Raw genomic sequence first — 13,077 nt, forward strand, 5'->3', positions numbered from 1 at the left:
CTGATTTTTGTAGGGGTTTGACCGGTTTACGTGAATATGTCGTTTTTGTGCAGTTGCTTATAGCAGTGCCTCAGCGGTGAGTTTCAGGCCCACCAGAAACAGGAAGCAGTAACACAGCCGGTAGAAAAGTGTTGCGTCCAGTACGTGGTGTAACCGGGCGCCCAGTCTGACGCCGGCAATCGCCAGTGGCATCAGTACCAGTGAGGTGAGCAGATTCTGGCTGCTGAACAGCCCGAGCATGGAATAGGGGATCAGTTTTATGCCGTTCACACAGGCAAAGAAAATAATACTGGTGGTGACAAATACGGTTTTGTTAAGCCGTTGCGGCAACAGGTAGAAATTCAGGGGTGGCCCGCCGGCATGAATGCTGAAACTGGTAAAGCCCGCCAGAGTTCCCCAGAAAGCACCGCGGCCAATATGCGGCTCACGGGGAGCCGGCGTCCGGTTGCGCAGTTCCTGTAACACCGCATTGCCGCAAAACAGCAGCGAGGTGATGCCAATAATCAGCTTCAGATGGTTTTCACTCAGGTGCTGAAATGTCAGGGCGCCGATACTGATACCCAGTGTTGCTGCCGGTAGCAGAATCTTCAGGTTGCGTTTGTCGAAATGCTGCCGGAAGCGCCACAGGGCCTGAATATCCATGGCGAACAGAATCGGCAGCATGATGGCTGCAGCCACGGGAGACGCAACCGTAAGTGTAAGCATGGGGACGGCAATCATTCCCAGTGATCCGCCAAAGCCGCCCTTGGATATGCCGACAATCAGCACAGCAGGAATGGCTGCCAGGTAGAACAGGGGATCGGTCAGCATAATAAGTAGCTTAAGGGCCTGAAAACGTGAAAGAAAGCATGCGCTGATACTAAGTCAGGGAGGATTGGAGTACCAGTATTTCAGATCGGATTATGGAGAGAAGGGAAAGCCTTGTATCGAATATTTCGATATTAGTTAGGTGTATTATTCGTTTTACTTCTTGGGGCTGGTGCAGAGAATAGTAGATAAGATGTATTAACCGATAACGGGAAAGGGCATGGCAATTCTGCTGAACAACCATGGTTATGATAATGCCAGTTGGCAGGCCGCACTGGCGGAGCTGCTGCCTGAGCAGGACGTATTTCTGTTCGCCGATATGACGCCGGCCCGCCGTCAGCAGGTTGAATATGCACTGGTATGGAATCACCCTCCCGGAGATCTTGCTGAGTATCCCAATCTGAAAGCCATACACCTGCTTGGGGCGGGCACTGAAGCGGTGGATGCCGATCCGGCAACACCGGATGTGCCTGTGTTGCGCCTGGTGGATCCTCAGGTGCTGGAAGATATGGCCCGTTATGCGTTGTACTGGGTATTACATTTTCACCGCCGTTTCGGTGTTTATGCACAGCAGCAGAGCCAGGCACACTGGGAGCGGCATAATCTGTGTGCCAGTGAAGAGTTTAAGGTGTTGGTGCTGGGGCTGGGTATGGTAGGAAAAACCGTTGCCCGCCGTCTTGCAGCTAATGGTTATAAGGTGCTTGGCTGGGACAGACATCAGGCTGAATTAGCTGGCGTGGAAAGCTACTGCGGCGACGATATGCCTCTGGCGCAGGCAGATATGGTTATTAACTGTTTGCCGCTAACCCCTGAAACCCGCCATATGATAGATGCTGAGCTGTTGGGCCAGCTGCCCGAAGGTGCTGTGCTGGTGAATATCAGCCGGGGGGAAGTTCTGGTGGACTCAGATGTGATTGATGCACTGTCCCACGGGCCTTTATCCCGGGCGGTGCTGGATGCCTTTTCAACAGAACCTTTGCCCGCGGATTCCCCGTTATGGCGACACCCTGATATTCATATTACCCCCCATATGTCCGGTGCCACCTATGCCCGCTCGGCGGCTAAACTGGTGGTAGATAACATTCACAGAATTGAGCAGGGAGAGCAGCCGTTTCCGTTGCATAAACCCGGCCGGTTCACCAATAACAATAAAGTGTGAGATGACTATGAGCGAACTGACATTAGAACAGCAGCAGGAACAGGTACGGATTGATCTGGCTGCGATGTTCCGCTTGACCCATTACTTTGGCTGGGATGACACCATCTGGAACCATATTACTGCCCGGGTGCCCGGTTCTGACCATCACTTTTATATGCACCGTTTTGGTCTGTATTACGATGAGGTCTGTGCATCTAACCTGATTAAGGTGGATGAAGAGGGCAATGTGCTGGAAGGGCCGGAAGATGTGAACACCGCCGGTTTTATCATTCACGGTGCGGTTCACCTGAGTGACAGCCATAAAGATAACCGTTTTGTGTTCCATGCCCATCCTAAATCCGCCAGTGCGGCAACCGCATTTAAAGAGCTGCCGTTTCTGATTCAGGATTCCTCAATGCTCTACGGCAAAGTTGGCTTCCATGACTGGGAAGGCCTGTCGGTTGATCCGGATGAACGTTTCCGGATTGCTGAAAATCTGGGTGAGAACAGCTGTCTGGTGATGCGTAATCACGGTTTCCTGACAGTGGGGGCCACCGCCGGTGAGTGCTTTATGAATATGTATTATCTGGTGCGGTTGTGTGAGGTTGCCCTGCAGGCGACAGCCTCCGGTTATGAGCTGGACCCGGGCCCGACCGAACTGTGGGAAAAAGCGTCGAAACAGTACGAGGCGTTCCCGCCGGGTAAGTATGAATGGCCGGCACTGCTGCGTAAGTGCGACCGGCTGGATCCGTCCTACAAACAGTAACCGGGTGATACAGGTAACAGGCGATGAAAATCGGTTTTATTGGTCTGGGCAATATGGGCTCAGGCATGGCGGCAAACCTGTTGGAACACTGTCGCTGGCATGAATATGAATTACAGGTGCTGGATCTCAATCCTGCCGCAGTCCAGTTGTTGGTGGATAACGGCGCGACAGACGGTGAGTCAGTTGCCCGGATGGCGGCTGACTGCGACGTACTGTTTACCTCGTTACCCAGTGCGGTTCAGGTAAACGAAGTGGCATACGGGCCGGAGGGAATTCTGGAGAATGCCCGGGAAGGTTGCTGCTGGTTTGAAACCAGCACGAACGAACTGGCGCAATGGCAACAGGTGCTGGCAGCTGCACCGGCCCATATGACCCTGATCGATGCGCCGGTCACTGGCGGCAGTGAAGGTGCGGCGGAAGGCCGGCTGACGATGCTGCTGGGGGCAGAGCCTGAGGTACTGGAGCCCTATCAGGATTTGCTGGGCAGCTTTACCAAAAAAGCGGTGCGAATGGGGCCCTCCGGCGCCGGTTATGTGACCAAGTTAAGCCAGTTGCATCTGAACTATCTGGTGGCGCAGGGCATCGGTGAGGCATTAATGCTGGGGGCTAAGGCCGGGCTGGATTTGCATACCCTGAGTGATGTACTGAGTAACAGTTGTGCCCAGAGCTATGTGGTGGATAACTATATCCCGAAAGTGCTGGATGGCAGCTACGATGAGTCTTTTGCGCTGGGCCTGGCTACTAAGGATATGCGCCTGATTACTGAGCTGGGCAGTCATCTGAATGTGGAGCTGACATTAGCGGATAAAGTGTATGCAACCTATCAGGAAGCCACTGAGGCCTATGGGCCACAGGTACCGCACCTGAATGTAGTCCATTTGCTGGAGGAGCGCAGCGATCAGCTGTTGCGCTGAGAGCATTTGTATAAGCAAGCCCGTTATGCATGGCCGGTTCGGTCAGGCATAACGGGCTTTTTTGTCAGCTGTCGGTGTTGAGGTTCCAGTTGTAGTCGTAGCTGATCTTCAGATCCGGTGTGCTGAGAATCTCAGGGCTGACCGCGCCCTGTTGCTGCAGGTAATCGAGTAGCTGGTTTTCATTGCTGGCAAAATCAACCTGATACCAGTCAAAGATGCTGGAAAGCTGCAGGGTGTTTGAACGGGGTTGCCAGAAGACCGCCCGGTTATTTTGCAGGAAGTCTTGTTCGGCAGCATTCAGTTGCTGATCTAGCGTTTCCACCCGGTAGATCTCTGTGGCCAGGTTTGGGCAGCCAACACTGGCGCAGTTCAGGGCAAAGTGCAGCCGGCGATCCGGCCATATGGGCCGCAGAATCCTGTGCTCAATATCGTTCAGGGACAATTCCTGCCCGGCGACACTGAGAGTTTTATCTTCCCAGGGGCCACCGTTAAACAGGCTGCTGAAACTCAGGCGGATATCCCGGATGGAATCCAGCGGATAATGGTCCAGCACCAGTAAAACCACTGCCAGATTATAGGTGTTTATCCAGAATGTTTTTTGGGTGGCCGGGCCCCAGCCCCGCGGGTCAGTGGTGGAGAGTTGCTTCAGAAGGGCTTTTAGCTGTGCTTTGTCTGCTGGAGTGACACTGGCGTAATCCACCCGGTTCAGACCGTCTGCATAACTGCGCACATATTTACTGAGAAAGTTTTCCCAGGGGCTGAAGTCCGGTATAGGGGACCGCTCAGCAGTAGCTGCCGGCTGCCAGTAAGGCCACAGCTCTGCTTTGGGGGCAGCCTGCACCTGGCTGACGCTCAGGCTAAGTAATAAAAGGCTCAGTATAAAAGGCAGCAGATGTGTCAGCCGGTTGCGGTAGTATGTGGCCAAAGTGGGGTCCTCAGATCAGTGTGGATTCATAGACTGGGGCACTGAAACCGGTGGGGAAGTTCACCCACAGGCTGGATTTTAAAGGCATTTGCTTATACCCGGAGGGTGTAAATAATTCCTTTGTCCTGTAGCCAAGTGTGGTATTTTAGCAAAAAAGTTATCGGGTTCCGGTTGCGTAGAACAGCATTACATATAACAACTGCAGCTGAGCCATTCGGAACGTAACGTTCGAGCGAGAGTGCATGTCAACGGATTCAACCGCGGCGAAGCAGCCGTCAGCAGATATTAAAGAGTCTATTTATCAGCGCGTCAGTAACATGGCGATCAAGTTTCAGTTTCGCCCCGGTGAGCGGATCAACGAGGGTAAGCTGGCCAAGCAGCTGGATGTCAGCCGTACCCCGCTGCGCGAAGCCATGCAGCAACTGGTGTCTGAAAAACTGTTACGCTGGGAACGGAATAAAGGTTTCTTTTGCCGCGAACTGGATGAGAAAGAAGTATTTGACCTGTATGAATACCGGCAGTTACTGGAAGAGCAGGCGGTGCGGCTGGCCTGTCGCCGGGCAACCGATGAACAGTTACAGGAATTTGCTGACTTTTATGCCGGTATCCACGGGATTTATCAGCAGGATAAAACCGTTGCCAATCTGAAGATTGATCAGAAATTCCATGAGACGCTGGCACGGTTGTCGGATAACGAAGAGATTGTTAACGCCCTGTGTAATGTTAATCAGCGGATCTATTTCATGCGCTGGATAGATGTGACCTCTGAAAAAGTTTTTGAGCCGAGCCATAAGCGCATCGTTGAAGCGGTGGTGGCCCGCAATGAAGAAGAGGCCGTCAGCCTGATCGGTGAGCATGTCAGCCGCCGTAGGGAAGAAATTTCAGTGTCTATCCGTCAGGCTTACGGGCTGATCTACACCGGCCAGATGCCCTCCGAGTAATCTTTTTTCAGGCGTGCAGACTGTTTTGTCTGCACCGTCTGTATCTTTGTTTGTCTGAACCTGCAGCCACCGTTTGCCGGTTATTGTCAGGCGTTTTCACCATTCTGCTGTTTTTGGCAGCCAGATTCGTCTGTGCTGTTCTGCGCTTATTCTTCAGCTGTCTTATATTGTCTTGTGAAGGGGATCAGGGATTGAGAAGTTTTGGTATAAAGTGTTATATTTTTTTCTGTATACAGTTTTAAATACGAAAGATTCTAATAACAACGACAGAGATTTTGCAACGTGACAGTGCTTACCTGTCTGCGATAAGAATTGCAGACATGACAGGGCAGTAAGTGTTGTCCGGGCAAAGCTCGCCACACGGTGAAGACCCATGATAAGAAAAAAAATACTCAATCAAGTTTGTTCAGCGGCGATTGCGCTGGGTGTATCAGTAAGCGCAAATGCTGAAGTGCTGGAGTGGACCTCAGGTCAGCTGGGTGGCGGCTGGTTCACCATGGCGTCCGGTGTGTCTAACCTGGTGAAGGATGCCTATCCTGATCTGACCCTTAAAATCGTACCGGGTGGCGGTACCACTAACCCGACCAAGATCGACCGTGGCATCAGCCAGTTTGGCTGGGGTCTGGACACTTTCTCTTATCAGGCCAGCAAAGGTGTGGTGCTGTATAACAACAAACCCCATGAAAACCTGATGATGGTTGGCATGAGCTTCTCAGATATTTTCTACCACATGGTGGCCAGCGAGAATGCTAAATACAACTCCATTGAAGACCTGCTGAAGAACGGTAAGGACGTGAACATTGCGGTTGTTAAGCGTGGCTCTTCCGGTGAGCAGGCGTTCCGCTGGATGATGGAGCAGTTTGGCACCAGCTACGAGGATCTGAAAGACCGCGGCTTTAAGATCAACCACGGTAACTTCAGTGAGATGAGCTCCCAGTTCAAAGACGGTCAGGTTGATTACGTCTTTGGCGGTCAGGGTCTGCCGGGTGCTGCGATGATCGATATGGGTCAGGCCCGTAAGATGCATCTGGTGAACTTCTCAGATAAAACCCTGAAGGGCCTGAATGAAAAGTATGGCTTCCTCAGCGGTACCATTCCTGCTGAAACCTACGAAGGCGTAGCAGCAGCGAATACCATTAAAATGGCTACCACGCTGCTGGTGGGCAAAAACGTCAGTGAAGACACAGTGTACAAGGTGACTAAAACCCTGTGTGAGAACAACGCTAAACTGTCCAGCATTCATGCTTCTATGAAGGCGTTTGACTGTGCCACAGCATTTAAGAACGCGCCGGCTCCGGTTCATCCGGGTGCTGCCAAGTACTACAAAGAAGCGGGTTATATGTAAGAGGGCAGCCTCTGCATAATCTGTTTGCGGCCGGGTATTTGCCCGGCCGTTTTATCTCCACCGTCTGTTGATTCTTCTGTGCAGTCGCGCCGCTGATTTATGCTGTTAAGCGGTATAATGGCACGGTCAACGGGTACGCTTTAGGGTGATGTTATGTTTTCTAATCTGACTGCTCCGGACAGCCGTTATGCTGTCTGGATGCTGCGATTTATTGCGCTGTGGGCATTCGCGGCCAGTGTGTTCCATCTTTATACCGCTTATATCGGATTTCTGGAGCCGCGTACCCAGCGTTCTTTGCATCTGATGTTTATGGTGCCGCTGGTGTTTTTAATGTTTCCGCGTCGGCGTAATCAGGTCAGTGTGGATCACCCTTTTATTCCCGGGCCAACGGCAATCGTGCTGTTTGTGCTGTCGATTTTACCCTTCCTGTATTCCTGGCTTGAGGCAGACCGGATTAACCTGCGTCTGGAAGGCATTGATGAAGTGCTGCCGGTTGAGTTGTGGATGGGTACACTGTCAACGGTGCTGTTGCTGGAAGCCCTGCGTCGTTCGGTATCGCCGATTCTGGCGGGGCTGGTGACAGTGGGCATCGGTTATCTGTTTCTGACCGAGTATATGCCCGGTATTTTCAATTACCGCGACCTGCCGTATTACGAGATTATTGAAACCCTGTATCTGTTTAACGGCCAGGGCATGTTTGGCTCGATTACCGGTATCGCGGCGACGATGGTGGCGATCTTCATTGCCTATGGCGCATTCATGGAAGCCAGCGGTGTGGGTAAGTTATTCACCCAGGGTGGACAGCTGATTGCCGGCCGTTACAGCGGTGGTCCGGCGAAGGTTGCGGTGGTGACATCGGCATTTTTCGGCACCATGAGCGGTTCTGCATCAGCCAACGTATTTACCACCGGTTCCTTTACCATCCCGATGATGAAGCGCATCGGCTTCCGGCCTCAGGTTGCTGGCGGCATTGAAACTGCTGCCAGTGTGGGCGGTCAGAGTGCGCCGCCGATCATGGGGGCAGGTGCCTTCATTATGTCGGAGATAACCAATACGCCGTACAGTGAGATCATCATTGCGGCTATTCTGGGGTCGCTGTGTTTCTTCACGTTGATTTTTGTCTCGGTACACTTTGAAGCCCGCAAACATGGCCTGAAGGGGATGGATGCCAGCGAGCTGCCAACCACCGCTGAAGTGTTCAAAAAACTCTATCTGCTGATTCCGATCGTGGTGCTAGTGGTGCTGTTGATGCTGCGTTATTCACCGCATATGTCAGCCCTATATTCGATCGTCGCCACGCTGGTGGTGGTTACCCTGACCTCTGAGCGGTTCAGCCCTAAACAGTTGTTTGATGTGCTGGTAACTGCCGGGCGAAATACCGTGACTATTGCGGTCGCCTGTGCCGGTGCCGGTATCATTGTGGCGGTGCTGACGAAAACCGGTTTAGTCGTCTCTATCGGTTCCATCGTAACTGACATTGCTAACGGTCAGATGTGGGTGGCGGCTATTGCCCTGATGTTTGTCACACTGGTGATGGGCATGGGGGTACCGACGACCCCGGCTTATGTGATTACCTCGGCAATCGGTGCACCGTTGCTGATCAATGAGTTCGGCGCGCCGGTGCTGGCTGCGCATATGTTTATCTTCTACTTTGCGATTCTTGCGGACGCTACGCCGCCGGTATCCATTGCGTCCTATGCGGCGGCGTCTATTGCCCGTTGTAATCCGTTGCTCACCGGCTTGCATGCGTCGCGGATGGCGATTGCCGGTTATGTGGTGGGCTTCAGTTATCTGTTTGTGCCGGAAATGCGTATGGAAGGCAGCTTTGTCAGCATCATGGCCCATCTGATGGCCATTGTTGGTGGGCTTTCATTGCTGGCAGCGGGGATTGCCGGATATTTCTCCAGCCATCTGAATATCTTGGTTCGCCTGTTGTTAATCGGTTTGGGTATTGGCATTGCGCTGTTCTCCTGGATTGATGTGTATCTGCGCGATGCGGCTGTGTTGGGGGTATTCCTGCTGTTGTATCTGTTTTCCAAAGCCAGCGCTTCCAGAGCAGAGGCCATTTCCTGACAGCCGTTTCCTGGCTGCCGTTTTCTGGTAGGCACAACGCATGTTTTAAGCCCTCTGTATGAGGGCTTTTTATGTGGGGTGTATTGGCATACAGAGAGTTGCCGGGGCTGATTTTTTTCTGCATAGGAAAAACTGAGGAATGGGTACTGTTTATTGTATCGAGTGGGCCTTATCTGTCTGTATGCCGAGGTTTATGCTTGCCTGATGTTTATCTATGCCGCTGATGGAGCGGGTCCCGGGTGTGATGGGAACAGTGAATACAGGTGTGAAAAATGATCTTGTCGGGGGCGCTGAGAAATTGGCGGACTGAAAAATCAGGATGTAAGCCGTGCTGAGAGTCGTCTGGCTGGGGGGGGCGCAGATGAGCGCCTGGGGCTGTCTGCTGTATAGCTTTCCCATGCTGGCAGAAGCTTTGCTGGCTGAGTATGGCTGGTCTAGATTTGAAGTATATGCCGCCGGCAGTGTGGCAATGGCGGTGGCTGCTATCAGTGCTTATCCGGTGGGGCGGTGGATTGATCTGGGCTACGGCCGGGCGGTGATGTGCCTGGGGGGACTGTTAGGTGCCGGCGTGCTTGGTGGCCTGTCACAGGTGGATGCGATCTGGCAGTTATACGTACTGTACGTGCTGATGGGGATGGCGCTGGCCGCCAGCCTGTATGAACCGTTGTTTGCCTGTGTGACCTTTTGTTTCGGTGTGGAGCAGGCCCGCTACATAATCCCGCGGCTGACTCTGTGGGCGGGGTTTGCCAGTCTGGTCTTTATGCCGTACACCCAGTTGTTAATTGATACTTTCGGCTGGCGTCTGGCGATGTCTGTTTTAGGGCTGACCTATGTGCTGATTGCCCCGGGTATTTATTTCTGGCTGCTGAAACCACCTGAAAAGCTGCCCCGGGTTCGGGGGCCCGTGACCCATAAAGAGAGCGGAGTGCTCAGGCTCAGTGTGTTCTGGTATCTGGTCGTTGCGTTTGTAGGTTACGGACTGATACAGGCCGGGCTGAATTTTCATCTGTTTGCGATTTTGCTGGAAAAGCAGTTAGGCGTTGCGACCGCAATCTGGCTGGTGGCGATGCTCGGACCGGTTCAGGTGGCCGGCCGCATATGGTTAATGCTGTTACTGCGCTCCAGGGCCGCCACAGGTGCTGCCGTCATGTTGACCCTGTTTCAGCCGCTGGTATTACTGGCGATGTATTTAAGCAGTGCAGTTGTGCCGTTATGGGTGGTGATCATCGTTTTTTACGGTTTGCTCGGTGGCAGTTTGATCATCGTGAAAGGGATTGTGATTATCGACTATTTTCCTGATCAGCCGTATGGGCGGGTGAACGCTTTGCTGACGGCACCCTATAATCTTGCCCAGGCGGTCGCGCCTTTGGTCGGGGCTGCATTGTGGTTGTTGGGCAGTTCTTATGATAGTTATCTGTGGTTGCTGTTTGGTGTGAGCTTGCTGATTCCGCTGAGTTTTTATCTGGTACGGCGCCGGCATGAAAGAGATAACCCTGAGCCTGAGCAGGCTGTCTGAAGGCAGGGAGGTAACGACTGACTGTCAGCTGATGCCGGCCTTCAGATATTGAAAGCCCTGCGGCGGTACCGCAGGGTGAGTGTTTATTTGTATTGCGCGAAGGCTTTACGGTTTTTACTGTCGATGTAATCGGCAACGGATACCGCTGGGTATTTAGCTTCTTCATTCGCCAGTTTTTTAAAGTCCCGGGAATCGATGATGGCATCCGGATCCGGGTCAAAGAAGATTGGCATGGAGAAGCGTTCGTTGCCGGACCGGTTGATCACCCGGTGCAGGTTGGAAGACAAGTGGTTATTGGTCCAGCGGTGCAGCAGGTCGCCAATGTTGCAGACAAAGGTACCCTCAATTGGTTGAGCTTCGACCCATTCATCCTGTTTGTTCAGTACTTGCAGGCCGCCGTTGTTGTCCTGCAGTAACAGGGTGATAACCCCAAAGTCCGTATGGGCGGCCGCACCGAAACGTTCCTGTGCTTCATCTTCTGAACTGGAGCGCGGGTAGTAGACTAACTGTCCCCGGCCGAGTGGGCTGGTATAGCGTTTGGCGAAAAAGTCGGATTCCTCACCCATGCCAACCGCAATGGCTTTCAGAACCTGATGGCCAAGCTGGCAGACGGCGTCATAATAAGGCACCACGTTGTCTTTCAGGGCCGGATAAAACTCTGGCCACAGATTATCGGCGATCAGAGGAATCTGGGCTTTTTTGGCGATCAGCGCATCTGACCACTGTTCCGGGCCGGTAAAGAAAATTTCTTTCAGGTCGTGGGTTTTGGCGCCTTCCAGCGTTGCCATGCCTGGTGCCAGCCAGCCCCGCTGGGAGGTATTTACCGCCACTTGCTGTTTTTGCTCGGCAGGCAGGCGGAAAAATTCTTTCGATGTTTCCAGTGCATTGTCGATCAGCCGCTGATCAATACCGTGATTCTTGATATAGAAAAAGCCGGTATTCAGTGCTGCTTCCATGAGTGGGTGGCTAACGGCTTCGATATCGCCGTTCTGAATCAGCGGGGCAAAGTCGATCACGGGAATGTCTTCCAGTGATAAAGCTTTGGCGGCAGCGTAATCCTGATTGTTCGCTTGCATATGCAGTGGTCCCGAAATCAGACGCACACATGCAGAAAACAGTATGCCTGCGCCGGATATTTTTATTATGAACGGCGCAGAATAATGCTGTGCCGACTATTGAATATATTACTTTATACCAATCTGTATACAGTTTTTGAATAGCCAGAACGCCTCAATTTACCGATTACCTGAGAGATTTACCTAATTAGCTGTGAGGCAACGAATATGCGTGTCGGGGCGGAAGAATGAATGCAGGAGGGAAGGGGAATGACTCAGCAGGGAGTATCCTGCTGAGGCATGTCAGAAGAAGCGGTTTGGACTGAAAGCCTGTGGGGCAATGTCGGTGTCCTGTTCCGACATAAGCTGTGCGATCAGCTGTCCGGTTGCCGGGCCTGTACTGAAGCCGATGTGATGGTGACCGGTTGCCAGCCAGAGCCCCGGACATTGCTTAACTTCTCCGATAGCTGGCAGGGCATCCGGCAAGGTTGGCCGCCGTCCCAGCCAGGGCTTATCAAGAGGCTGGCCCAGCGGAAAGGCCTGACGAGCGCTGGGGATAACAGCTTCCAGTTGATTCGGGCTGGGCGGGGCGTCCCGCTCTTTCAGCTCAACACCCGAGGTGATTCGGTAGCCCTGTTCCATGGGCGTGAGTACATAACTGCCATCCACATCATGCACGGGCCGGCTGAGTGGTTGCTCTGTCGTGCTGCTGAAATGCTGACGGTAGCCCCGCTCATAGGCCATAGGCAGTTTGCAGTTCAGTTTTGATAACAGGTCATTGCTCCAGGGGCCCAGCGCGATCACCAGCTTTTCAAAGTTGAACTGACTATCTGCGGTGGATAACTCAAACCCCTGCGATGTCTTTGAAACGTTGCTGATATCGGCAACCCGGAACTGGCCGCCGGCGGCAATGAAGAGTTTGCGGTAGGCAAGGGTTACCTGCGCGGGGTTGTCCACACTGGCTGCATCTTTTATCCAGGTTGCCCGGTGATAGGTTTGCTGAAGCCCCGGTTCGAGCTGTTGTAGCTCTTCGGTGCTGAGTACCTGCATATCGACTCCGGCCTTCTGCAGCATGCGGCGCTCATAACCGGCAGCATTAAAGCTCTCCGGGGTTCTGTAGAGTTTCAGCCAGCCGGTAGGTCGCAGACGCTGCTGACTGTCTGCCTGTGTCAGCCACTGCTGATGCAGTTGAATACTTTTGCGCACCAGCGCATTCAGTGCGGTGATCCGGTAGCTGTCAGATGCTTCATTGGCATGGGTCATGAAGCGTATCATCCAGCTGCAGTTGCGCAGCAGGTAACCGGTCTGATAATGCAGGGAAGGGGATTTACCCGCGAGCATCGGTAACAGGGTTTTCCACAACCGGGCATTGTTCATGGGCAGTACCGAGCTGGTGGCCAGCACGCCGGCGTTACCGTAGGAGGTTTCGATAACCTCTTCACTGCGGTCGAGCAGTGTTACCCGGTAGCCCTGCCGCAGCAGTTCCAGTGCGCAGCTGACGCCAACAATGCCGGCGCCCAGTACGCAGACTGAGGGCTTATGGTCGGTGGAATTCGGAGCTTGATCTTGCAGCATGAGATGAGCGTATCTTCCGGTC

The 13,077-nt window shown here is 53.1% G+C and carries 11 protein-coding genes; 7 read left to right on the plus strand and 4 right to left on the minus strand.

Translation table 11 applies throughout. The annotated features are described in order from the left end of the window. Window positions 1-57: 57 nt before the first annotated feature. Window positions 58-810: a sulfite exporter TauE/SafE family protein gene (locus JYB63_RS11380; protein ID WP_205657977.1), complete on the minus strand. Its 753-nt coding sequence runs from the start codon at window positions 808-810 to the stop codon at window positions 58-60. 217 nt (window positions 811-1,027) lie between these two features. On the opposite strand from JYB63_RS11380, the gene JYB63_RS11385 reads away from it, so the two are divergent. From JYB63_RS11385 to JYB63_RS11395, 3 genes are read left to right on the plus strand one after another with little or no spacing between them, the layout of a single operon-like run. Beyond that, window positions 1,028-1,966, plus strand: coding sequence for a 2-hydroxyacid dehydrogenase (locus JYB63_RS11385; RefSeq protein ID WP_205657978.1), 939 nt, complete (start codon window positions 1,028-1,030; stop codon window positions 1,964-1,966). A gap of 7 nt (window positions 1,967-1,973) precedes the next feature. Beyond that, a complete protein-coding gene (locus JYB63_RS11390) occupies window positions 1,974-2,711 on the plus strand; it encodes a class II aldolase/adducin family protein (protein WP_243431942.1) in 738 nt (245 codons plus the stop codon). 23 nt (window positions 2,712-2,734) lie between these two features. After that, a complete protein-coding gene (locus JYB63_RS11395) occupies window positions 2,735-3,625 on the plus strand; it encodes an NAD(P)-dependent oxidoreductase (protein WP_205657980.1) in 891 nt (296 codons plus the stop codon). Between the two features lie 64 nt (window positions 3,626-3,689). Here the strand turns inward: JYB63_RS11395 and JYB63_RS11400 are convergent, their stop codons facing one another. After that, window positions 3,690-4,550 carry a DUF547 domain-containing protein gene (locus tag JYB63_RS11400; protein ID WP_205657981.1) on the minus strand — a complete coding sequence of 287 codons (861 nt, stop codon included), beginning with the start codon at window positions 4,548-4,550 and terminating at the stop codon, window positions 3,690-3,692. Between the two features lie 242 nt (window positions 4,551-4,792). Here JYB63_RS11400 and JYB63_RS11405 point away from each other — a divergent pair, with 242 nt between their 5' ends. The 4 genes from JYB63_RS11405 to JYB63_RS11420 all read left to right on the plus strand — a co-directional run bounded on the left by JYB63_RS11405 (window position 4,793) and on the right by JYB63_RS11420 (window position 10,425). Next, window positions 4,793-5,491, plus strand: a complete 699-nt coding sequence (locus tag JYB63_RS11405; RefSeq protein WP_205657982.1) for a GntR family transcriptional regulator — start codon at window positions 4,793-4,795, stop codon at window positions 5,489-5,491. A gap of 373 nt (window positions 5,492-5,864) precedes the next feature. Next, window positions 5,865-6,836 (plus strand): TAXI family TRAP transporter solute-binding subunit, encoded by a 972-nt coding sequence (locus JYB63_RS11410; protein WP_205657983.1) that lies wholly within the window; start codon window positions 5,865-5,867, stop codon window positions 6,834-6,836. A 153-nt stretch (window positions 6,837-6,989) separates the two neighbouring features. After that, a complete protein-coding gene (locus JYB63_RS11415; protein WP_205657984.1) occupies window positions 6,990-8,909 on the plus strand; it encodes a TRAP transporter permease in 1,920 nt (639 codons plus the stop codon). Between the two features lie 328 nt (window positions 8,910-9,237). After that, entirely contained in the window at window positions 9,238-10,425 is a 1,188-nt protein-coding gene (locus JYB63_RS11420) for an MFS transporter (protein ID WP_205657985.1), read from the plus strand. 83 nt (window positions 10,426-10,508) lie between these two features. Here JYB63_RS11420 and JYB63_RS11425 read toward each other — a convergent pair whose 3' ends face one another. Continuing rightward, a complete protein-coding gene (locus JYB63_RS11425) occupies window positions 10,509-11,501 on the minus strand; it encodes an isopenicillin N synthase family dioxygenase (protein ID WP_205657986.1) in 993 nt (330 codons plus the stop codon). Window positions 11,502-11,783: 282 nt separating this feature from the next. After that, window positions 11,784-13,055 (minus strand): NAD(P)/FAD-dependent oxidoreductase, encoded by a 1,272-nt coding sequence (locus JYB63_RS11430; RefSeq protein WP_205657987.1) that lies wholly within the window; start codon window positions 13,053-13,055, stop codon window positions 11,784-11,786. Window positions 13,056-13,077: the final 22 nt, after the last annotated feature.

Origin of the sequence: Aliamphritea spongicola (assembly GCF_017051665.1) — a bacterium.
Classification (GTDB): Bacteria; Pseudomonadota; Gammaproteobacteria; order Pseudomonadales; family Balneatricaceae; genus Amphritea; species Amphritea spongicola.

What these genes read in the sequence shown, in the direction of transcription:
- JYB63_RS11380 (WP_205657977.1), bottom strand. Translation starts at nt 810, where the DNA reads ATGCTGACCGATCCCCTGTTCTACCTGGCAGCCATTCCTGCTGTGCTG.
- JYB63_RS11385 (WP_205657978.1), top strand. Translation starts at nt 1,028, where the DNA reads ATGGCAATTCTGCTGAACAACCATGGTTATGATAATGCCAGTTGGCAG.
- JYB63_RS11390 (WP_243431942.1), top strand. Translation starts at nt 1,974, where the DNA reads ATGAGCGAACTGACATTAGAACAGCAGCAGGAACAGGTACGGATTGAT.
- JYB63_RS11395 (WP_205657980.1), top strand. Translation starts at nt 2,735, where the DNA reads ATGAAAATCGGTTTTATTGGTCTGGGCAATATGGGCTCAGGCATGGCG.
- JYB63_RS11405 (WP_205657982.1), top strand. Translation starts at nt 4,793, where the DNA reads ATGTCAACGGATTCAACCGCGGCGAAGCAGCCGTCAGCAGATATTAAA.
- JYB63_RS11410 (WP_205657983.1), top strand. Translation starts at nt 5,865, where the DNA reads ATGATAAGAAAAAAAATACTCAATCAAGTTTGTTCAGCGGCGATTGCG.
- JYB63_RS11415 (WP_205657984.1), top strand. Translation starts at nt 6,990, where the DNA reads ATGTTTTCTAATCTGACTGCTCCGGACAGCCGTTATGCTGTCTGGATG.
- JYB63_RS11425 (WP_205657986.1), bottom strand. Translation starts at nt 11,501, where the DNA reads ATGCAAGCGAACAATCAGGATTACGCTGCCGCCAAAGCTTTATCACTG.
- JYB63_RS11430 (WP_205657987.1), bottom strand. Translation starts at nt 13,055, where the DNA reads ATGCTGCAAGATCAAGCTCCGAATTCCACCGACCATAAGCCCTCAGTC.